Here is a 20819-nt window from a genome sequence, read left to right as displayed (position 1 = left end):
GATTCGATCCCTGAGAATCCGGCACTCGGGGATCGGCGATCTGGGCGGCACCCTACCCGGCGGTACGCCCGGCGGTCAGCCTCCTGCGCCACAGGACCACCGGCACCGCGCCGGCCAGACCGAGCGCGGCGGGCGCGGCGGGCAGCGCCGCGGCCACGGAACCGATCCCGGGCTGGTCGAAGGTGTCCGGCACCGGCAGCGTGGACCAGCGGTCCAGCGGCCAGGCGACCACCACGGCACGCCCCACGACCTTGTCGACCGGGACGAAGCCCCGGTTCACGTCCTCCATGTGGTAGCGGGAGTCCTGCGAGTTCTGGCGGTTGTCGCCCATCACCCAGATCTTGTCGTCCGGCACCTTGAAGGGCCCGAACGGCATGTCGTCGCAGGCCGAGCTGCCGGGGAAGACGTACGGCTCGTCGAGGGCCTTGCCGTTGACCTTGACCGGGCCGCCCTTCTTGCACTCCACCGTGTCGCCGCCGATGGCGATCGTCCGCTTGATGAGGTCCTTGTCCTCTGCGGACGGCATCAGGCCGATGAAGCTCAGGAACTTCTGCACGACGTTCGGCTCCGGGGTCGGCTCACCCTCCAGCCAGCCGCCGGGGTCGTGGAAGACGACCACCTCGCCGCGCTCGGGCTCCGACCCGAACCACGGAGTGAGCTTGTCCACCAGCACCCGGTCGCCCCGCTGCAGGGTGTTCATCATCGATTCCGACGGGATCGAGAACGCCTGCACCAGGAACGTCTTGATCAGCAGCGCCAGAAGCAGTGCGATACCGACGAGGAGCGGCAGTTCCTTCCAGAAGGACTTCTGCTTCTTCCGGTCCGTACCGCTGCCCTCCGGGGAGTCACCGTCGCCGCCGCCCGCCGGCGGCGCGTCGTCCGTCATGTCCGGGGGCGTCTCGGGGAGCCCGCGCCTCTCCTCGGGATCGTCGTGCCCGGACCGTGCGCCGACCGCCACGTCCCCCACATCCACTCCTCACTCCGTGCGAACCGCCTGTGCCATATCAGGTACAGGCCCACCACTCCCATAACGAGCGGGAGTTCCGCAGGGGTCGGGAGCAGGACCATTCCGTTGTGGTCCTGGGAGGACAGACTATTCGACGGGGGCTGTGCCGCCGTCGACCCGGCGCGCGCGTTGGGTACCGATGCGTACGTCTCGGGCTCCTCCAGCCTCCGCCAGTGGTCCAGCGGCCAGGCGATCACGACCGCCCTGCCGACGACCTGCTCCTCCGCCACCGTGCCATTGCCCTCCTCGTCGAGGTGGAAACGGGAATCAGCGGAATTCGACCGGTGGTCCCCCATCACGAAGAGCCGCCCCTCTGGCACCTGCACGTCGAACTGCATCGTGGAGGGAACGCCGTCCGGATGGAGATACGGTTCGTTCAGCGGGACGCCGTTGACGGTGACCCGGCGCTCCTTGTCGCAGCACACCACCCGGTCGCCGCCGACTGCCACGACCCTCTTGATCAGGTCGCGTTCGTCGTCCGACGGCAGCAGCCCGATGAAGGTCAGGGCCTGCTTGACCTGTTTGACGACGATCGGGTCGTCCTTCTTCGCCTTCTCCTCCGGCGGCAGCCAGCCGCCGGGGTCCTTGAAGACGACGACGTCGCCCCGCTCGGGCTTCGAGCCGAACCACGGGGTGAGCTTGTCCACCAGCACCCGGTCCTGGATCCTGATCGTCTGCTCCATCGAGCCCGACGGGATCACGAAGGCCTGCACCAGGAACGTCTTCAGCACCAGGGCTATGAGCAGCGCGACCGTGATCAGGAGCGGTATCTCCTTGACGGCGGAGCGGCGGCGCTTTCTCCTGACCTTCTTCGCCAGCCGGCGCCGTTCGGCCCGGCCGGGCAGCGGCCGCGCCCCGTCGGTGGGGCGTGTGCCGGTCGGCAGTCGGGTGTCCGCCCGGTGGCTCGGACTGCGCCCGCGGTTACCCATGGGCGCCGCCCGGGGGCGCGTCGGGTACGCCGGAGAAGGCTTCCGTCGTGTCGATGCCCGACGCGCGGCCGACGGGCCAGCCGATCCAGTCCACCCGGCCGATCACCATGTCGACGGGCACCATGCCGCCGCCCGGACTGCCGAGGTGGTCCCTGGAGTCGCGCGAGTTGCTGCGGTGGTCTCCCATGACCCAGAGCGTTCCCTCGGGGACCACGATGTCGAAGGCCACCTCCGACGGCACGCCGTCGGGGTGCAGGTACGTCTCGTCGACCGGAACACCGTTCACCTCGACCCTGCCCCCCTTGTCGCAGCAGACAACCCGGTCACCGCCCACGCCCACCACCCGCTTGACGAAGTCGGTCTCGGCCGGCTCGGCGAGTCCGAACACGGCGAGCCCCTCTCGTACTACGGAACTGACGGGATTTTCCGTCACTTCCTCCTGCACGAAGGAGCCCGTTCCGTCGAAGACGATCACGTCACCGCGTCGGGGCCCTGCACCGGAACCGTACGCCAGCTTGTTCACCAGCACCCGGTCCCCGACCTGGAGCGTGGGTTCCATGGAGCCGCTGGGGATCTGGAAGGGCTGGAGCACGAAGTGACTCAGCAGGAGCAGGAAGACCGCGCAGGCGGCGCCGGTCAGGCCGGCCGCACGCAGGGACATCGGCGAGCGTCGCGGGCCGCCCCGCCGGGAAAGGCGGGAACGACGCACGGAGCGCGACCCCTCTTCCCCGGCCCCGTGCGCGGGGGTGGAAGAGCGGTCGCGCTCCGTGTGCTGTGCTTGGGTGTCCATCGGGGGCAGAGCCTATCCGGCCGCCCTGTGACCGGTGGAACCGAAGCGTCGTCGCGGCTGTGAGCTCAGGCTCAGTTGTCGCGCTTCTCCTTGATCTTCGCGGCCTTGCCGCGCAGCTCACGGAGGTAGTACAGCTTGGCGCGACGGACGTCACCGCGGGTGACGAGCTCGATCTTCTCGAAGATCGGGCTGTGCACCGGGAAGGTGCGCTCGACGCCGACGGAGAAGGAGACCTTGCGGACCGTGAAGGTCTCGCTCACGCCCGCGCCCTGGCGGCGGATGACGACGCCCTTGAACTGCTGGATACGGGAGCGGTTGCCCTCGATGACGCGAACGTGGACGTTCACGGTGTCACCGGGACGGAAGGCCGGGACGTCGCTGCGGAGCGAAGCCGCGTTGACGGTGTCGAGCAGGTGAGCCATGGTGGTCTGCTTCCTCGCCGATGCCACAGGTCATCAGCGGAATGTCGTGATGAGAAAAAGGTGCTCGCTCGTCCGGCGGGCGTCGTTCCCCCTGTGGCAGGGGCGCCGGCCGGACGTACGGCAACGGCTCATTCTTCCACGGCCTCGGGCCTGCGCCAAAATCGGCCGCCGGGCTCCGGCGCCCAACCCAGTATCGACAGGGTCTCCCGGTCCTTCTTGTCGAAGGCCGCCGGGTCGCAGCGCTCGATCAGGTCGGGCCGGTTGGCGGCCGTGCGGGCCAGTGCCTCGTCCCGCCGCCAGCGCGCGATCTTCCCGTGGTGACCGCTGACCAGCACCTCGGGGATCTCTCGCCCGCGCCAGACGGGCGGCTTGGTGTAGACGGGGCCTTCCAGCAGGTTAGCCATCGCGCCGGGCGCGAAGGAGTCGTCCCGGTGGGACTCGGCGTTGCCGAGGACGCCCGGCAGCAGGCGCGCGACGGCCTCGGTGACGACCAGCACGGCCGCCTCGCCGCCGGCCAGCACGTAGTCCCCGATGGACACCTCGAAGACCGGTACCCGGGTCGCGTACTCGTCGACGACCCGGCGGTCGATGCCCTCGTAACGTGCGGGGGTGAAGATCAGCCAGGGACGTTCGGAGAGCTCGACGGCGAGTTCCTGGGTGAAGGGACGTCCACTGGGGGTGGGGACCACCAGCACGGGGCCGTGGGCGCCCGCCTCGTAACCGCTCGCCAGGACGTCGTCGAGGGCGTCGCCCCACGGGTCCGTCTTCATGACCATGCCGGGGCCGCCGCCGTACGGGGTGTCGTCGACGGTGTTGTGCCGGTCGTGCGTCCACTCGCGCAGATCGTGGACGTGGACGCCGAGCTGTCCGCGGGACCGGGCCTTGCCCACCAGGGAGACGTTCAGCGGTTCCAGGTACTCGGGAAAGATCGTGACGACGTCGAGCCGCATCAGGACTCGCCCTTCGCGGCGTCGTCCCGGCCGGAGGCGACCTCTGCCTCACCCTCGTCGAGCAGCCCTCGCGGCGGGTCGATCACGGCCCGCTGCTCCTCCAGGTCGATCTCGGTGACGATCTCGTGGACGAACGGGATCATCACCTCGCTGCCGTCGGGCCGCTCGACGATGAACAGGTCCTGCGAGGGCAGATGGCTGATCTCGGTGATCCGGCCGACCGCCGTCCCGTCCGCGAGCACCACGTCCAGGTCCATCAGCTGGTGGTCGTAGTACTCGTCGGGGTCCTCGGGCAGTTCCTCCGGGTCCACCTCGGCGATCAGCAGGGTGTTGCGCAGCGCCTCCGCCGCGGTGCGGTCGGCCACGCCTTCGAAGCGCAGCAGCAGCCGTCCACTGTGCACCCGGCCGGTCTCGATGGTCAGCGGCCCGACGGTGGGCGGGTCGGTGGCCAGCACGGCGCCGGGCCCGAGCCGCAGCTCCGGCTCGTCCGTGCGCACCTCCACGGTGACCTCGCCCTTGACGCCGTGGGCGCGGCCGATCCTCGCCACTACCAGCTGCACCTGAATGTCTCCTTCGATACGACTACGGGCCGGGGAGGGCCGACGGCCCTCCCCGGCCCGAGCCGGCGCATCTAAGCAAAAACAGCCAACTTGTTCAGCGGACCTGGTCCACGTCGACGAGGTCGACGCGGATACCACGGCCGCCGATGGCGCCCACGACGGTGCGCAGGGCGCGCGCGGTGCGGCCGTTGCGGCCGATCACCTTACCGAGGTCGTCGGGGTGGACCCGGACCTCGAGCACACGCCCGCGGCGCAGGTTGCGGGAAGCGACCTGCACATCGTCCGGGTTGTCGACGATGCCCTTCACGAGGTGCTCGAGAGCCTCCTCGAGCATGCTCAGGCCTCGGTCGACTCGGTGGACGCAGCCGCGTCAGCAGCCTCGTCCGCCTTCTTGTCGGCCTTCTTCGCCTTGGGGGTGATGGCCTCACCCTTGGCGTCGTCACCCTCGAGGGCCTTGGCGAAGGCGTCGAAGGAGGCGCGCTTGTCCTCCTTGGCCGCCGGGGCCAGCAGCGGCTTCTCCGGGGCGGGCAGACCCTTGACCTTCTGCCAGTCGCCGGTGAGCTTCAGGATGGCCAGGACCGGCTCGGTCGGCTGGGCGCCGACGGACAGCCAGTACTGCGCACGCTCCGAGTCGACCTCGATGCGCGACGGGTTGTACGTCGGGTGGTACAGACCGATCTCCTCGATGGCCCGGCCGTCACGGCGGGTACGGGAGTCGGCGACGACGATGCGGTAGTGGGGCTGGCGAATCTTGCCGAGACGCTTCAGCTTGATCTTGACTGCCACGGGAGTGGTGTCTCCTGGTCTTGACGTGGTTGGGCACAACGGGATGCCACGTGGGGTTGCGGTACTCGTCAGTGCCCGATGGACGCGTCAGCCGGAGGCGAGAGGGTTCCTGTGCGGCTGTCGAGTACAGCTAGTCATTGTGCCACACACCCGCGGCGGTTCTTCACCCGCCCGGGCAGGCACACGCACCCCGACGGCAGCGCGGCGCGCAGGCCGCCGGCCTCACCGGTGGCCTGCGTGCCCCGCGGGCGCGGGCGATCAGCTCGCCGCGCCCACGGCTTCCGGAATCCGGAACGGCTTTCCGCAGCCCCCGCAGACGATCGGCGCCTGGGCGAGGACCGAGGGGACGACTCTGACGTTGCGACCGCAGTCGCAGACGGCCTTGACCCGCACGCCGCCCCCCGAGGAGCCGTGCCGTGCGGCCGGCCCGCGGAAGCTGCGTTTGGTGTCGGAAGCCGTCGCGACCGTGTGCGCCTTCAGGGCGCGCTGCAGCCGCTCGATCGTGGGGCGGTACCGCCGCTTCGCCTCCGGGTTGAGCGCGACCAGCGAGAAACCGCTGCTGGGGTGCGGCTCCTCCACGTGGTCGAGGCCCATCTCCTCGGCGATCGCGAGGAAGCGGCGGTTGTGGTAGCGGCCGGCACGCGAGGTGTCGCGGACTCCTCGCGCGGCGGCGATGCCGTGGACTGCCTCATGGAGCAGTCGCTCGAAGGAGAGTTCGGCGCCGCAGGCGGACGAGGACTCTCCGATCAGGGATTCGGGCGCGGCAAGATCCGGCAGCTCGGGGTGGTGCCGCTGAATGTCGGCCCACGCCTGTGCCAGCTCTGCGGCGAGAACAGGTGGTGTCGTGCTCACGTCGTGATAACGAGCCGGAGGGCCGTCGGGTTCCATTCCGGGCCATCCCAAATAATTTGCACGTACCCGTCAGTTCCCGTCACTTGCCGTTGATGCGTCCCGATCGCGGTCGGGTGCGCCGATCTGCGGAGAATCCTCGCGGCTCACCGCAAGGCGGTACGTAGCGGCGCCGGCCGCGGAGCGGGCGGCGCTCAGTACGCGCGGGCCACGACGGCGACAGTACCCGGAGCGTCGTCCGCGTCGGGCACCGACCCGTCCTCCGCGACGAGACAGCGCACGGAGACCGCCTGCTCGGCGAGCCTCGCCTCGCCCTCCTCGCCCAGCGTCGCCCACGGGATACGCGCCCATCCGCCCGCGGCCGCGGCCTCGGCCGCCTCCTCGATCGTGGCGACGTCGCTCGTACGCGACTCGCGCCGCACCCGGGACTGCTCGAGCAGCAGCGCCTGGTCGTCCTCCAGGGTCTTCGGCAGCAGCGCGACGAGCGACTCGATGCTCACCGGCTCCTTCCCTCCCGGAATGCGGCGGGCCAGCACCGCGGTGCCCGCCTGAAGGTCCCTCGGCCCGATCTCGATCCGTACCGGCACACCCTTGAGCTCCCAGTCGACCGCACGGCGGCCGAACGGCGTGTCCACCCGGTCGTCGACGTGCACCCGCAGGCCGGCGGCCTTGAGCGTCTCGCCGATCTCACGGACCCTGGCGACCGCCTCGTCGCCCTTGATGGCCATGACCACCACCTGGACGGCCGCCAGGCGGGGCGGCACGCGCAGACCGCTGTCGTCGCCGTGGGACATGATCAGCCCGCCGACCATCCTGGTGGATGTTCCCCAGGAGGTCTGCCAGACCAGCTCCTGCTGACCGTCCTTGGAGAGGTACGAGGTGTTGAAGGCCTTGGCGAAGTTGGTGCCGAGCTCGTGGCTCGTGCCCATCTGCAGGGCCTTGCCGTCGCCCATCATCCCTTCCAGGGTGAGGGTGTTGATCGCACCGGCGAACCGCTCGCGGGGCGTCTTGCGCCCGAGGAGCACATCGATGCCGAGGACGTTCACCATGAAGTCCGCGTAGACGTTCCGGTGGATGTGGGCGGCGTAGTCCCTGGCGTCCTCGTAGGTGGCGTGCGCGGTGTGGCCCTCCTGCCAGAGGAATTCGGTCGTCCGCAGGAAGACCCGGGGCCGCATCTCCCAACGGACGACGTTCGCCCACTGGTTGATCAGCAGCGGCAGGTCCCGGTAGCTCTGCACCCACTTGGAGAAGTAGTCGTTGATGATCGTCTCGGACGTGGGGCGCACCACGACCGGCTCGTCGAGCTCCTTGCCCCCGCCGTGTGTCACCACCGCGAGCTCGGGCGCGAAGCCCTCGACGTGCTCAGCCTCGCGAGTCAGGTAAGACTGGGGGATGAAGAGCGGGAAATAGGCGTTCGACGCACCCGCGTCCTTGATGCGGGCGTCCATCTCCTGCTGCATCCGCTCCCACAGGCCGTAGCCGTACGGTCGGATGACCATGGTGCCGCGCACCGGTCCGTTGTCCGCCAGTTCGGCCTTGTTGATCAGGTCCTGGTACCACCGCGGAAAGTCTTCCGACCGGGGCGTGAGAACGGGTGCCTTAGCCATGGCGGGCATCGTACGGCGACACCGGACCTGGGCGTGAATCAGCCAGGTCGCCGGGGCCCCGCGCCCCGGGCGCAGAAGCAGTGCCGCACAACCCCTGGACGTGGGGACGCCTGCGGAGTTCTCTGGCATACAGGGAAGCGCGGAGCGTACGCACACGGGGGCTGACCTTCAGGGAACAGACCGACCTCTCGGCGGATTGGGGCGCTTTCGATGACATCCACGCTCGTCCGGCACCGACCCCACAAGGCGTCGGCGCACTCTGCGGAGGCAAGCACACGCGCCCGGGACTGGGCCGAGATCCAGGAACGCATGCTGGTGCCGCTCTACGAAGCGGTCTACGAACGTCTCGAGGTGGGCACCGGTACACAGCTCCTGGGTCTGGACTGCGGCTCCGGACTCGCCCTGCTGATGGCCAGGGCCCGCGGGGCGACCGTGACGGGCGTCGACACGGACCGTGACCGGCTCGCCCTCGCACGGGAACGCCTGGACGGCAGCCCGACGACCCGGCTGCTCGACGGCGATGCCGCCGCGGCGGCGGGGCCCGGCCGGCCCGCGTACAACCTCATCACCGCCCTGGAGCCGATCGGCTCCGGCGCGGGCGACGCGAAGCGGCTGGAGAAGGCGCTGCGGAAGGCGGTCGGCCTCGCCGAGCGCCGGAGCGTCGTGGTGCTCACCGCGTGGGGCCCGCCGGACCGGTGCGCCACGTCCGAGGTGCTGCGTGTGGCCGGCGAACGCCGGCGCCCCGCCCACCGCGACGCCTTGGAGGACGTCGCCGGGCGCGCCGGGCTCAACCCGGACGGCTCGGGCCGGGTGGCCTGCCCCTTCGGCTATGCCGACGTGGACAGCGCGGTGCGGGGACTGCTGTCGACGGGGCTCTACGACGGCGCTGTGCGGGAGAACGACCGGGCACAGGTCGAGAAGGAGATCGCCGAGGCGCTCCACGACCACCGGCGGCCCGACGGCACGGTGTGGATGCCCAACGTCTTCCGCTATCTGATCGCCCGCACGCCCTGACCACGGTGCGACGAGGGCCCGCGACCGTGACGGTCGCGGGCCCTCTGCCGCGTCGCGGGCCGGCGTCGGCCCATGAGTTTCCCGGACGTCAGCCCATGAACTTCTTGAACTCGTCGGGCAGCTCGAAGTCCTTGCCGGGCTCACCGGCCGGCAGCCCGAAGGCACCGCCCTGCGCCGCCTGCTCGCGGCGGGCGGCCGCCGCCTGCTCCTCGGCCTTGCGCTTCATCGGGTTGCCGCTCTTGCGCTTGCCCTTGGCCTGCTTCTGCTGCTTCTTCTGCCGGCCGGGGCCGCCACCCATGCCCGGCATCCCGGGCATACCGGGCATGCCGCCGCCCTGGGCCATCCGCGACATCATCTTGCGCGCCTCGAAGAACCGCTCCACCAGGCCCTTCACCGCGCTGACCTCGACGCCGGAACCCTTGGCGATACGGGCACGGCGCGAGCCGTTGATGATCGTCGGGTCGTCGCGCTCACCCGGCGTCATCGACTTGATGATCGCGGCCGTACGGTCCACGTCACGCTCGTCGATGTTGTTGATCTGGTCCTTCATCTGCGCCATGCCGGGCAGCATGCCGAGCAGCTTGCTGATGGAGCCCATCTTGCGGACCTGCTCCATCTGGGCCAGGAAGTCGTCGAGCGTGAACTCCTTGCCCTTGCTGCTCGCCAGCTTGGAGGCCATCTTGGCGGCCTCTTCCTGGCTGAAGGTCTGCTCGGCCTTCTCGATCAGCGAGAGCATGTCGCCCATGCCGAGGATGCGGGACGCCATGCGGTCCGGGTGGAACGCGTCGAAGTCGTCCAGCTTCTCGCCGTTGGAGGCGAACATGACGTTCTTGCCGGTGACGTGCGCGATGGAGAGCGCCGCACCGCCCCGGGCGTCGCCGTCCAGCTTGGACAGGACCACGCCGTCGAAGCCGACCCCGTCGCGGAAGGCCTCCGCGGTGTTGACGGCGTCCTGACCGATCATGGCGTCGACGACGAAGAGGATCTCGTCGGGCGAGGTCGCGTCCCGGATGTCCGCGGCCTGCTGCATCATCTCCTGGTCGATGCCCAGGCGGCCGGCGGTGTCGACGATCACGATGTCGTACTGCTTGCCGCGCGCGTACGCGATGGAGTCCTTGGCGACCTGGACCGGGTCGCCGACGCCGTTGCCCGGCTCGGGCGCGTAGACGCCGACACCGGCGCGCTCGGCGACGACCGACAGCTGGTTGACGGCGTTGGGGCGCTGGAGGTCACAGGCGACGAGCAGGGGCGAGTGGCCCTGGTTCTTCAGCCAGAGACCGAGCTTTCCGGCGAGGGTGGTCTTACCGGCACCCTGGAGACCGGCGAGCATGATCACGGTCGGCGCGGTCTTGGCGAACCGCAGACGGCGGGTCTCCCCGCCCAGGATCCCGATCAGCTCTTCGTTGACGATCTTGATGACCTGCTGGCTGGGGTTCAGCGCCTTGGAGACCTCGGCGCCGAGTGAGCGGGCCTTGACCTGCTTGATGAACTCCCGGACCACGGGAAGAGCGACATCCGCTTCGAGGAGCGCGATCCGGATTTCCCGAGCCGCACCGTCGATGTCGGCCTCGGACAGGCGCCCCTTGCCGCGCAGGTTCTTGAAGGTCGCTGAGAGGCGATCGGAGAGAGTGTCGAACACGGCGGCGTCGGTCCTCAGGAGTCGGGGGCGGTGGATCGCCCTCCAGAGTATCGGGCCCGGCAAGGGAATCGTCCCTGCCCACCGGATCGGGGGGCGGGAACCGGGCCCCGCACGCGGGAAGCACGCCGTGCCCGGCGAGCCGCCGAGCAGGCCGCAGCTTCACCGCAGAGCCTCCTCCACCTCCTTGGCCAGCGCCGCCGCCTCCGCGTCGCCGAGCGGAGCGCCGTCCGGTCCTGTGACGTACAGCGTGTCCACCGCGTTCGCGCCCAGCGTCGAGACATGGGCGCTGCGGACCCGTACCGCCGCGCCCTCCAGGGCCCGCCCGATGCGGTGCAGCAGGCCCGGTGCGTCCTGGGCGCGGACCTCGATGACCGTGGCCAGACGTGAACCGGCCGGCGCGACCGTCACTCTGGGCGGCGGCGCCTTGACGCCGCGCCGCCGGGTAGAGGCGGCCTCGCGTTCGGCGAGGCGGCCGGCGATGTCCAGGTCGCCGTCGAGTGCGCGGACGAGGTCCGCGCGGAGCCGGGCGGCCTGCGGCAGGGAGCCGTACTCGGCCGCCACGCGCCAGTTCAGGAGCAGGACGGCCCCGTCGCCGGCCGCGCTGGGCAGGTCGATCGCCCGCAGGTCCGCTGCGCGGACGGTGAGCCGGTGCAGCGCGAGGACTCCGGCGACCGCGGGCAGGACGCCCGGCTGGTCGGGCAGCGCGATGAGCAGTTCGGCGCCGACGGGTTCCGGCCCGCCGTCCTCCGCCGGAGCCTCGGGCCGGGTGTGCAGGTCGAGCACGGGTTCGCCGGTGCGCAGGGCTTCGACCGCGAGGCGTTCCTGTTCGACGCTGGGCGCTGCCTGGTCCGGTTCTGCCAGGACGTCTCCGGCGAGCACGGCGGCGACGCGCCGCACGAGATCCGCGACGAGCGAGCCGCGCCAGGACGACCAGGCCGCCGGACCGGTCGCGAGGGCGTCCGCCTCGGTCAGGGCGTGCAGCAGTTCCAGTGTGGAGGCGGACTCGACGACCGAGGCCACGGAGGCGACGGTCGCGGGGTCGTCGAGATCGCGCCGGGTCGCCGTGTCGATGAGCAGCAGGTGGTGGCGGACGAGGGTGGTGACGACGCCTACGTCGGCGCGGTCGAAGCCGATCCGGGTGGCGACGTCCCGGGCGATGGTCTCGCCGACGACGGAGTGGTCCCCGGGCCAGCCCTTGCCGATGTCGTGCAGCAGGGCCGCGACCAGCAGCAGGTCGGGGCGGCCGACGTGGCGGGTCAGCTCGGACGCCTTGACCGCGGTCTCGACGAGGTGCCGGTCGACGGTCCAGGTGTGGACGGCGTTGCGCTGGGGCCGGCACCGGACGCGTTCCCAGTCGGGGACGAGCCGGGTGATCAGCCCCTCCGCCTCCAGGGCCTCCCACACGGCGACGGTCGGCTCTCCGGCGCCGAGCAGGGTGACGAGTTCCTCACGTGCCTCGGCGGGCCACGGCACGGGCAGCGGCCGGGCGGTCATGGCCTCGCCGAGGCGCCGGACGGCGTGCCGGGAGATCGGCAGGCCGGACTGGGCCGCGGCGGCCGCCGCGCGGAGCGGGAGCACCGGGTCGCGTTCGGGCCGGGCCGTGCGGGCGAGGACCGCTTCGCCGTCGAGTTCGACGACGCCCTCCGCGAGGGGGGTGCGTTCGGGCTGCGGCGCCCGGCCTCCGAGCATGGCGCGAAGCCGCGGCCGCACGGCGCGGGAGCGCAGGACGCGGCCGACCTCGCGCCAGGTGACGTCGGCGGCGTACGAGACGGTCCGTGCGGCCTCGTACACCTGGCGCAGCAGGGCGTCGGCGTCGAGGAGGCCGAGTTCGGCGGCGACCTGGTCCTGTTCCTGGAGGGCGAGGCGGTCGGTGGCGCGCCCGGTGGTGAGGTGGAGCGCGTCGCGTACGTCGAGCAGGGTGCGGCGGGCCTCGGCGAGTCCCTCGCGGGGGGCGTCGGCGAGCCAGGAGGCGGCGACGGCGCGCAGCGCGGTGACGTCGCGCAGTCCGCCGCGGGCCTCCTTCAGGTCGGGTTCGAGGAGGTACTGCAGTTCGCCCTGGCGGACGGCCCGTTCGCGGCAGAGTTCGTCGAGCTCGGGCAGGCGCCGTGGCGCCTGGTTGCGCCAGTCCGCGAGGACGGTGGTACGCAGCGAGGCGACGAGCCCGGCGTCGCCGGCGACGGGCCGGGCGTCGAGCAGTCCGAGCTGCACCTTGAGGTCCTCACCGGCGGTCTTCCGGGCCTCTGCCGGGGTGCGTACGGAGTGGTCGAGGGCCAGGCCCAGGTCCCATACGGGGTACCAGATCCGGTCGGCGATCGCGGCGACGGCGGCGGGGGACGCGCTGCCGTCGTGGAGCAGCAGGAGGTCGAGGTCGCTGCGCGGGGAGAGTTCGCCGCGGCCGTAGCCGCCGACGGCGACGAGGGCGGCGCCCCGTACGCCCTGCTCCGCAGCGGCCGTCGTGAACAGCGCGGACAGCCAGGTGTCCGTCAGCCGGGCGAGGGCCGCACGGCGCGGCGGCCCGGACCGCTCCTTCTCGTTGAGAAGGAGCAGCCGGGCCGCCGCGTAGCCGCTGGGTCCCGATTCTTCGGTTTCTCCGGTCACGTCCAGGCTCACCCGGCAGCTCCCTTTTCCTGTGTGCGCTCGCCTCCGGGCGCTCCTGCCGACGCTGGAGCGCCCGGAGGCTCGCTCACGGTGTGTCGGACGTTCTAGAGGGCGTCGGGCCCGCGCTCGCCGGTCCGCACGCGTACCGCCGTGTCCACCGGGACGCTCCAGACCTTGCCGTCGCCGATCTTCCCGGTGCGGGCTGCCTTGACGATCACTTCCAGGAGCTGTTCGGCGTCGTCGTCCTCCACCAGCACCTCGATGCGGATCTTGGGGACGAGGTCGACGGTGTACTCGGCGCCCCGGTAGACCTCGGTGTGGCCGCGCTGCCGGCCGTAGCCGCTGGCCTCCGTGACGGTGAGCCCCTGGACTCCGAAGGCCTGGAGGGCCTCCTTGATCTCGTCCAGCCGGTGCGGCTTCACGACTGCGGTGATGAGCTTCATGCGTCCACCTTCTTGTTCTGCGCTGCGGCTGCCACGGTCTCGCCCGTCGCGGGCACGGCCTTGCGGGAGCCGGCTCCGCCGCCCGCTCCGCTGAAGTCGTACGCGGTCTCGGCGTGCTCGACCTGGTCGATGCCGGAGACCTCGACGTCCTCGTCGACCCTCATGCCGATGGTCTTGTCGAGGAGGAAGGCCAGGACGGCGGAGACCACCAGAGAGTAGGCGAGGACGGCGAAGACGCCGACGGCCTGCTTGCCGAGCTGGTCGAGGCCACCGCCGTAGAAGAGGCCCTTGGCATCGGACTGCACGCCGCCGGTGGCGAAGAAGCCGACCAGCAGGGAGCCGATGACACCGCCGACGAGGTGGACGCCGACGACGTCGAGGGAGTCGTCGTAGCCGAACCTGAACTTGAGGCCCACGGCCATGGCGCAGAGCAGACCGGCGATGGCGCCGACGGCGATCGCGCCGAGCGGGGAGACGGAGCCGCCCGCCGGGGTGATGGCGACGAGGCCGGCGACGGCGCCGGAAGCGGCACCGAGGGTGGTGATGGCGCCGTGGCGGATCTTCTCGTAGACGAGCCAGGCGAGCATGGCGGCGGCGGTGGCGACCTGGGTGTTGACGAACATGACCGCACCGACGCCGTCGTCGTTGCCGAGCCACGATCCGGCGTTGAAGCCGAACCAGCCGAACCACAGCAGGGCCGCGCCGAGCATGACCAGCGGGAGGCTGTGCGGGCGCATCGGGTCCTTCTTGAAGCCGACGCGCTTGCCGATGACGAGGATGACGCCCAGCGCCGCGGCACCGGCGTTGATGTGGACGGCCGTGCCGCCGGCGAAGTCGATGACGCCCATCTCGAAGAGCCAGCCGCCCGCGCCCCACACCCAGTGCGCGACCGGGAAGTAGACGACGGTGACCCACAGCGTGATGAACAGCGCCCAGGCGGTGAACTTGACCCGGTCGGCGAGGGCACCGCTGATCAGCGCCGGCGTGATGATCGCGAACATCAGCTGGAACACGGCGAAGACGTAGACGGGGATGGTGTAGCCGTCCCACAGCTCGGTGACGCCGATGTTGCCGAGGCCGACGTAGTCCGAGCTCCATCCGACGATCGAGCCGATGTCGGTGCCGAAGGCCATGCTGAAGCCGTACAGCACCCACAGGATGGTGACGATCCCGAGGCTGATGAAGCTCATCATCAGCATGTTCAGGGTGCTCTTGACGCGGACCATGCCTCCGTAGAAGAAGGCCAGTCCCGGCGTCATGAGCATCACCAGGGCGGAACAGATGAGCATGAACCCTGTGTTGGCGGCAGACAGCTCTGGGGCGTCTGCGGCAAGGGTCGAGATGCCTGGGGGCATCGGCGTCTCCTCGTCGTCGTGCGGCCGCGTGCGGGCGGAGCCTGTGCGGCGGAAGGGCGGGCCGTTATGCCGCATGAGACTGGCGGAGCGCCGTTTCCGCAGATGCCGCACGATGTTTCGTGACGGTGACGAAGAGGTCCGGCGTGTTACGCCGTCATGAACGCGGGTGTCGCCCGGGGTCACCGAGCGTATCCTCTGCGCACAGTGCGAACCGGCCACGACACCCGCCCGGGTGACTTGGCACGGGGGGAGCCGAGTCGGGCGGTTCGGGGTGGGTGTCGTGGCCGGGGTCCGGTGTGCCGCCGCCGGTCAGACCGCTTCCGCGGTCTCCTGCAGCTGGGCGGTGAGGTGGTCGGTGAACCGGGCGACCTCGGCGACGTCGCCGAAGTCCCTGGCGGCCGTGTCGACGGTCTTGCGCAGCCGGGTGTTGACCCGCTCGGAGCGGACCCGCTTGGCGACGGTGAGCGCCCGGTCGGCGAAGGCGGTGGCCTGTTCCGGTTCCTTCTTGAGCAGATGGACCGTGGCCATGCCCACCAGATTGAGTGCGTACGACCGCTGGTGCACGTCGTCCTGGCCGAAGAGCTCGACGGCACGCTTCATGACGGGCTCGGCGAGGGAGGCGTAGGTGGGGCTTCGGCCGGCGACATAGGCCAGGTCCCGGTAGGAGTGGGAGTTCTCCCCGTGGAGCTCGGCCTCCGAGAAGAAGCGGATCCAGTCGGGCTCGGGCTCGCCGTCGAGGCCGACGTCGGCGAAGGTTTCCTCGGCCATCCGGACCGCCCGCCTGCACTTGCTGGGCTGGCCCATGTTGGCGTAGGCGCGGGCCTCCACCGCATACAGCATGGCCTGGGTGCGCGCGGTGGCGCAGTCACGGCTGCCGTACTGGGCGAGGTGGACGAGTTCGAGGGCGTCGTCGGGGCGGCCGAGGTGGATCATCTGGCGGCTCATCGAGGACAGGATGTACGAGCCGAGCGGCTTGTCGCCCGCTTCCTTGGAGGCGTGCAGGGCGAGGACGAAGTACTTCTGGGCGGTGGGCTGCAGGCCCACGTCGTAGCTCATCCACCCGGCGAGCTCGGCCAGTTCGGCGGCGGTCCTGAAGAGGCGGCGCCGGGTGGCCGGGGGCTGCGGCTCCTGGAGCAGGTCGGTGACCTCGTGGAGCTGGCCGACGACCGCCTTGCGGCGCAGGCCGCCGCCGCACTGGGCGTCCCACTGGCGGAACATGGCGGTGGTGGCCTCGAGCAGGTCGAGTTCGGGCTTGGAGAGACGGGCTCCCCGCCGCAGGGGGACGGGCGGCTCCTGCTGTGCGGCCTCCGGCACCGGCACGGGGACGAGCCAGCGCTGCATCGGCTCCACGAGGGCGGATCCCGCGGCGATGGACAGCGAGCTGCCGAGGAAGCCGCGGCGCGCCAGCATCAGATCGCTTCTGGAGAACTCGCTGAGCAGTGTGACCGTCTGGTCACCGGCCCAGGGGAGGTCCACGCCGGACACCGAGGGTGACTGGTGGACGGTCCGCAGCCCGAGGTCCTCGACGGTGACGACGCTGCCGAAGCGTTCGGAGAAGAGCTCGGACAGGATGCGGGGGATGGGCTCACGCGGCTGTTCGCCGTCCAGCCACCGGCGCACCCGGGAGGTGTCCGTGCTGATGTGGTGGGCGCCCATCTGGCGTGCCCGGCGGTTCACCTGCCGGGCGAGCTCGCCCTTCGACCAGCCGCTGCGCAGGAACCAGGAACTCAACTGCTCGTTGGGGCGCTTGCCGGCGTTCGTACCGTCTGCGCCGCTGCCGCTCACTGGAATGTCCCCGTCCGTCGATGCCTCAATTGCCCGAACCCCTACCAGAATGACGCCGATCGCGGCCTGTGGTGACGCTGTCGCACCCGTCGAACAGGAAACCGCTTTGCCTCCGGCATACCCGGAGGCGGACTGCAATTGCAGGTTGATGCACCGACGGTAATCCTTCGATCACGGCCTCAGCGAGTGGGATTGCAGAAACGCCACCATTCGCCACCCCTCCGAGTGAACTCACTTACGGCCAGGCGCGATTCACTTGACATATGACGATCAGGAGCTGTGGGAGCGTTGCGCGCTCGGGCGCGTGCCCCGTTCCACACTCCCCCGCGCACCACCGCACACCGTCGGCACTCCGGACAGGCATCACGGAGAGTCACAGGGGAGATCCGGGTCGTAACCACCCGCGCCTACGACCCGTTGGAGGGGGCATGGGCTTCACGATCGGCGGCACCCGGGGGATCGGACAGATCCGGACGGGCTCCCGGCGCCGCGGGCGCACGACAGAGGCCACCGTGGTGGCCGAGTACACCGGCCTGTGGGGCTGGGCGGTGATCCCGGGCGCACGCGCCGCCTCGGGCAAGTGCTCCTGCGGGGACGCCCGCTGCGCGGCCCCCGGCGCACACCCGCTCGACTTCGCACTCGAGGTCCCGGCAGGCGCGACGCTCGACGAGGCGGGCAAGGCATGGGCCGACGTGCCCGGCGCGTCACTGCTGCTGCCGGTCGGGCGGAGCTTCGACATCCTGGACGTGGCCGCTCCCGTGGGCCGCCGCGCACTGGTTCGGATGGAGCGCATGGGCCTGCCGCTCGGCCCCGTCACCGCCACGCCCGACGGCCGCTGCCAGTTCTTCGTCGCTCCCGGCGCGGCGGCCGGACTGCCCCGGCTGCTCTACCGGATGGGCTGGGACGACGCCGACCTGGACCTGCGCTGCCTGGGCCCCGGCGACCACATCACCGCCCCGCCGTCGGACCGCGGCGGACTGGGCCCGGTCCGGTGGTTGCGGCCCCCGTCCCCCGACACGGCCACCGCTCCGCCCGAGGCCCGGCTGCTGCTCGGCACGCTGGCGTACATCTGCCACCGCAGCCGGTCCTGACCCCTCGCGCGCGAAAGCGCCCGGCCGCCATGTCGGCCGGGCGCTTTCCGGTACGGCGCTTCCCCCGCGGGCGAGGCGAACGGCCCCGGTCAGTCGCCGATCAGCGCGTCGACGAACGCCTCGGGCTCGAACGGCGCCAGGTCGTCCGCGCCCTCGCCCAGACCCACGAGCTTGACGGGCACACCCAGCTCGCGCTGGACAGCGACGACGATGCCGCCCTTGGCGGTGCCGTCCAGCTTGGTCAGCACGATGCCGGTGATGTCGACGACCTCGGCGAAGACCCGCGCCTGCACCAGGCCGTTCTGGCCGGTGGTGGCGTCCAGGACGAGCAGGACCTCGTCCAGCGGACCGTGCTTCTCCACGACCCGCTTGACCTTGCCGAGCTCGTCCATCAGGCCGGTCTTGGTGTGCAGCCGGCCGGCGGTGTCGATGAGTACGACGTCCGCGCCCTCGGCGATGCCCTCCTTGACCGAGTCGAACGCGACCGAGGCCGGGTCGCCGGCCTCGGGCCCCCGTACGGTGCGGGCGCCGACGCGCTCGCCCCAGGTCTGCAGCTGGTCGGCGGCGGCGGCGCGGAAGGTGTCCGCGGCGCCCAGCACGACCGAGCGGCCGTCCGCGACGAGAACGCGGGCGAGCTTGCCGGTGGTGGTGGTCTTACCGGTGCCGTTCACACCGACGACCATGACGACGGCGGGCGTGTCGAGACCGCTCTCGGTCTTGACCGCGCGGTCGGCGTCCGTGCCCACGAGGTGCAGCAGCTCCTCGCGGAGCAGGGTGCGCAGCTGCTCGGGCGTACGCGTGCCGAGCACCTTCACCCGCTCGCGCAGCCGCTCGACGAGCTCCTGGGTGGGGGCGACGCCGACGTCGGCGGTGAGCAGCGTGTCCTCGATCTCCTCCCAGGTGTCCTCGTCGAGGTGTTCACGGGACAGGAGCGTGAGGAGCCCCTTGCCGAGGGTGTTCTGGGAACGGGCGAGACGGGCACGGAGCCGGACGAGCCGGCCGGCGGTCGGCTCCGGGATCTCGACGGCGGGCGCGGGGGCCTCGGCGACGACCGGGTCCTCGACGGCCACAGGGGTTTCGACGGCTTCCTCGGCCGTCGGGAGGTCGACCTCCTCGATGGTGCGGCGGGGTTCCTCCCGCGGTGTCTCCGCCTCGTCGCCGACATGTGGTTCGGCGGGCGGAGCAGTGATGGTCGGCGAGCTCGGCGGCGCCTGCGGGGGCAGCTGCTTCTTCTTGCGGCTGCTGACTACGAGGCCGCTGATCACGCCGATCGCGACCAGGGCGATGACTACGGCAAGGATGACGATTTCCATAACGCGGTCCAGTATCGGCCACCGGCGCCCGCGCACGAGGCCCTCGGACGATCCCACAAAGCCGACCTCACCCATTTGGACGTTTTGGGCTGTTCGTACGATGCTTGGGGGTTCCGGGTCCTCTCCCGGCTGCCCCCTCCGGTGTCCCCCACCCCGCTACGGAGCCCTTCCATGCCCCACGCCTCCGAATCCGAAGGCGCGATAGAGACCCGCGGCCTCGAACCCGTCCCCGACGGCGAGCGCACCGGTCACGTCCGTGAGCTGTTCCCCACCTGGGTCGCCGCCAACATCAGCGTGCTGCTGCTGACGATGGGCGCTGGCCTGATCGTCTTCAACGGTCTCAACTTCTGGCAGGTGCTGGTCGTCGCCGTCGCCGCCCCCGTCCTCTCGTACGGGATCGTGGGCCTGATCTCGATCGCGGGCAAGCGCGGCGGCTCCCCCGGCATGGCCCTGTCGCGCGCCGTCTTCGGGCAGCGCGGGAACCTCTTCCCCGGCTCGCTGATCTGGGTGGCGCGCTGGGGCTGGGAGACGATCAACGCGGTCACCGGCGCCTACGCGGTGCTGACCGTGCTGGATCTGCTCTTCGGCGTCCGCGGCAACACGGCCCTGATCGTCACGACGCTGCTGCTCTTCGTCGCCTGCACGTTCCTCGTCTCCGGTCTCGGCATCAACGCCCTGCAGGTGTGCAGCAAGTGGTCGACGTACCTGTTCGGCGCGTTCAGCGTGCTGGTCCTGGTCTACCTGGTCGCCCGTACCGACTGGTCCGCCGTCTTCGACAAGCCGGCCGGCTCGACGGCGATGATGGTGGCCGGTATCGGCACCATCGCGGCGGGCGGCATCAGCTGGGTTCCCTCGGGCCCGGACTTCACCCGGTACCTGCCCCGCACCGCGTCCGGCCGGGCGATGGTGGGCGCCACCGTCGGCGGCGCCGGCATCGTCGTCCTGCCGATGGTGCTGATGGGCGCGGTGATGGCGGTCGCCACACCCGACCTGGCGAGCGCCCAGGACCCGGTCGCCTTCATCGGCGAGATCCTGCCGATGTGGCTCGCGGTCCCGTACCTGCTCATCGCGCTCGTGGGCATGCTGCTGATCAACTCGATGTCGATGTACTCGGCCGGCTTCACCGCGCAGACCCTGGGCATCAAGGTGCCTCGGGCCTGGGCCGTCAGCGTCAACGCGCTGATCAGCCTGGTCTTCGGCTTCCTGCTGATGGTCGTGGCCACCAGTTTCATCGGCTCGTTCGTCTCGTTCCTGACTCTGCTGGCGGTGGCGTTCTCCGCATGGATCGGGGTCTTCGGCGTCGACATGCTGCGCAGGCCCGTTTACGACGGCGAGGCGCTGATGGACACCACCCGCACCAGCGCCTACTGGTACCGCGGCGGGTTCGCCTGGCAGGCGATGATCGCGTGGGCCGTCGCGCTGGTGGTGGGGCTGCTGTTCACCAGGGTCGACTGGTTCGCCGGTCCGCTCGCCTCGTCGTGGATCGGCGAGAACGGGCTGGGCTGGGCCGCGACGATCGTGCTGGCGGCGGCGCTGTACGCCGTGCTGCCGCGGACGCCGGCCGCGACGGCGGGACCGGCGGCCGGACCTGAGGAGGCCGCGTCCGAGCGGGAGGCCGCACCCCTGCCCATCTGACGCCATGTCAGCTAACGTCCCCCTTCGCCATGCCCACACCCGGCGGA

At 70.9% G+C, this 20819-nt stretch carries 18 protein-coding genes and 1 pseudogene; 3 read left to right on the top strand and 16 right to left on the bottom strand.

The features are described from left to right. Positions 1-52: 52 nt before the first annotated feature. The 10 genes and pseudogenes from lepB (OGH68_RS26570) to proS all read right to left on the bottom strand — a co-directional run bounded on the left by lepB (OGH68_RS26570) (position 53) and on the right by proS (position 7899). Positions 53-958, bottom strand: coding sequence for a signal peptidase I (lepB, locus tag OGH68_RS26570; protein WP_264250308.1), 906 nt, complete (start codon positions 956-958; stop codon positions 53-55). Next, a pseudogene (gene lepB, locus OGH68_RS26565) lies at positions 846-1935 on the bottom strand (signal peptidase I). Before lepB (OGH68_RS26565) ends, lepB (OGH68_RS26570) begins: the two are co-directional and overlap by 113 nt. Then, complete coding sequence (lepB, locus tag OGH68_RS26560; RefSeq protein ID WP_264247504.1) at positions 1928-2725, bottom strand: signal peptidase I; 798 nt, start codon at positions 2723-2725, stop codon at positions 1928-1930. Before lepB (OGH68_RS26560) ends, lepB (OGH68_RS26565) begins: the two are co-directional and overlap by 8 nt. A gap of 71 nt (positions 2726-2796) precedes the next feature. Next, a complete protein-coding gene (gene rplS, locus OGH68_RS26555) occupies positions 2797-3147 on the bottom strand; it encodes a 50S ribosomal protein L19 (RefSeq protein WP_264247503.1) in 351 nt (116 codons plus the stop codon). Positions 3148-3275: 128 nt separating this feature from the next. Further along, positions 3276-4097, bottom strand: coding sequence for a tRNA (guanosine(37)-N1)-methyltransferase TrmD (gene trmD / locus OGH68_RS26550; protein WP_264247501.1), 822 nt, complete (start codon positions 4095-4097; stop codon positions 3276-3278). Further along, on the bottom strand, positions 4097-4657 hold the full coding sequence (rimM, locus tag OGH68_RS26545; RefSeq protein ID WP_264247500.1) for a ribosome maturation factor RimM: 561 nt from the start codon (positions 4655-4657) through the stop codon (positions 4097-4099). Before rimM ends, trmD begins: the two co-directional genes overlap by 1 nt. Before the next feature lie 94 nt (positions 4658-4751). Beyond that, positions 4752-4991, bottom strand: coding sequence for an RNA-binding protein (locus tag OGH68_RS26540; protein WP_005311361.1), 240 nt, complete (start codon positions 4989-4991; stop codon positions 4752-4754). 2 nt (positions 4992-4993) lie between these two features. Next, positions 4994-5443, bottom strand: coding sequence for a 30S ribosomal protein S16 (rpsP, locus tag OGH68_RS26535; protein ID WP_264247499.1), 450 nt, complete (start codon positions 5441-5443; stop codon positions 4994-4996). A 258-nt stretch (positions 5444-5701) separates the two neighbouring features. Continuing rightward, positions 5702-6295 carry a hypothetical protein gene (locus tag OGH68_RS26530; protein WP_264247498.1) on the bottom strand — a complete coding sequence of 198 codons (594 nt, stop codon included), beginning with the start codon at positions 6293-6295 and terminating at the stop codon, positions 5702-5704. Between the two features lie 191 nt (positions 6296-6486). Further along, positions 6487-7899, bottom strand: a complete 1413-nt coding sequence (proS, locus tag OGH68_RS26525) for a proline--tRNA ligase (RefSeq protein ID WP_264247497.1) — start codon at positions 7897-7899, stop codon at positions 6487-6489. Positions 7900-8109: 210 nt separating this feature from the next. Here proS and OGH68_RS26520 point away from each other — a divergent pair, with 210 nt between their 5' ends. After that, positions 8110-8913 carry an SAM-dependent methyltransferase gene (locus tag OGH68_RS26520; RefSeq protein WP_264247496.1) on the top strand — a complete coding sequence of 268 codons (804 nt, stop codon included), beginning with the start codon at positions 8110-8112 and terminating at the stop codon, positions 8911-8913. Between the two features lie 88 nt (positions 8914-9001). Here OGH68_RS26520 and ffh read toward each other — a convergent pair whose 3' ends face one another. The 5 genes from ffh to OGH68_RS26495 form a co-directional block, all read right to left on the bottom strand. Then, positions 9002-10552, bottom strand: a complete 1551-nt coding sequence (gene ffh / locus OGH68_RS26515; RefSeq protein ID WP_264247495.1) for a signal recognition particle protein — start codon at positions 10550-10552, stop codon at positions 9002-9004. A gap of 159 nt (positions 10553-10711) precedes the next feature. Then, complete coding sequence (locus tag OGH68_RS26510) at positions 10712-13162, bottom strand: [protein-PII] uridylyltransferase (protein WP_264247494.1); 2451 nt, start codon at positions 13160-13162, stop codon at positions 10712-10714. A gap of 92 nt (positions 13163-13254) precedes the next feature. After that, positions 13255-13593 (bottom strand): P-II family nitrogen regulator, encoded by a 339-nt coding sequence (locus tag OGH68_RS26505; protein ID WP_264247492.1) that lies wholly within the window; start codon positions 13591-13593, stop codon positions 13255-13257. After that, the gene (locus OGH68_RS26500; RefSeq protein WP_264247491.1) at positions 13590-14948 is read right to left on the bottom strand and encodes an ammonium transporter; all 1359 of its coding nucleotides are present in this window, start codon (positions 14946-14948) and stop codon (positions 13590-13592) included. The genes OGH68_RS26505 and OGH68_RS26500 overlap by 4 nt, the downstream gene beginning before the upstream one ends. Positions 14949-15257: 309 nt before the next feature. Beyond that, a complete protein-coding gene (locus OGH68_RS26495) occupies positions 15258-16733 on the bottom strand; it encodes a hypothetical protein (protein WP_264247490.1) in 1476 nt (491 codons plus the stop codon). Positions 16734-17161: 428 nt separating this feature from the next. Between OGH68_RS26495 and OGH68_RS26490 the strand changes: the two genes are divergently transcribed. After that, positions 17162-17824, top strand: coding sequence for a bifunctional DNA primase/polymerase (locus tag OGH68_RS26490; RefSeq protein ID WP_264247489.1), 663 nt, complete (start codon positions 17162-17164; stop codon positions 17822-17824). Between the two features lie 89 nt (positions 17825-17913). On the opposite strand, the gene ftsY is transcribed toward OGH68_RS26490, so the two are convergent. Next, a complete protein-coding gene (ftsY, locus tag OGH68_RS26485) occupies positions 17914-19137 on the bottom strand; it encodes a signal recognition particle-docking protein FtsY (RefSeq protein ID WP_264247488.1) in 1224 nt (407 codons plus the stop codon). 171 nt (positions 19138-19308) lie between these two features. On the opposite strand from ftsY, the gene OGH68_RS26480 reads away from it, so the two are divergent. After that, positions 19309-20772 (top strand): cytosine permease, encoded by a 1464-nt coding sequence (locus OGH68_RS26480; protein ID WP_264247487.1) that lies wholly within the window; start codon positions 19309-19311, stop codon positions 20770-20772. Positions 20773-20819 lie beyond the last annotated feature (47 nt).

Origin of the sequence: Streptomyces peucetius, assembly GCF_025854275.1 — a bacterium.
Taxonomy (GTDB): Bacteria; Actinomycetota; Actinomycetes; order Streptomycetales; family Streptomycetaceae; genus Streptomyces; species Streptomyces peucetius_A.
Note: the sequence above shows the minus strand (reverse complement) of the source record. Positions and strands in the feature narration are given on the sequence as shown.

Bases quoted from the DNA above. Each gene is read 5' to 3' on its own strand.
- lepB (WP_264247504.1), bottom strand. From the start codon at position 2,725: ATGGACACCCAAGCACAGCACACGGAGCGCGACCGCTCTTCCACCCCC.
- rplS (WP_264247503.1), bottom strand. From the start codon at position 3,147: ATGGCTCACCTGCTCGACACCGTCAACGCGGCTTCGCTCCGCAGCGAC.
- trmD (WP_264247501.1), bottom strand. From the start codon at position 4,097: ATGCGGCTCGACGTCGTCACGATCTTTCCCGAGTACCTGGAACCGCTG.
- OGH68_RS26540 (WP_005311361.1), bottom strand. From the start codon at position 4,991: ATGCTCGAGGAGGCTCTCGAGCACCTCGTGAAGGGCATCGTCGACAAC.
- proS (WP_264247497.1), bottom strand. From the start codon at position 7,899: ATGGCTAAGGCACCCGTTCTCACGCCCCGGTCGGAAGACTTTCCGCGG.
- OGH68_RS26520 (WP_264247496.1), top strand. From the start codon at position 8,110: ATGACATCCACGCTCGTCCGGCACCGACCCCACAAGGCGTCGGCGCAC.
- OGH68_RS26505 (WP_264247492.1), bottom strand. From the start codon at position 13,593: ATGAAGCTCATCACCGCAGTCGTGAAGCCGCACCGGCTGGACGAGATC.
- OGH68_RS26500 (WP_264247491.1), bottom strand. From the start codon at position 14,948: ATGCCCCCAGGCATCTCGACCCTTGCCGCAGACGCCCCAGAGCTGTCT.
- OGH68_RS26490 (WP_264247489.1), top strand. From the start codon at position 17,162: ATGGGCTTCACGATCGGCGGCACCCGGGGGATCGGACAGATCCGGACG.
- ftsY (WP_264247488.1), bottom strand. From the start codon at position 19,137: ATGGAAATCGTCATCCTTGCCGTAGTCATCGCCCTGGTCGCGATCGGC.
- OGH68_RS26480 (WP_264247487.1), top strand. From the start codon at position 19,309: ATGCCCCACGCCTCCGAATCCGAAGGCGCGATAGAGACCCGCGGCCTC.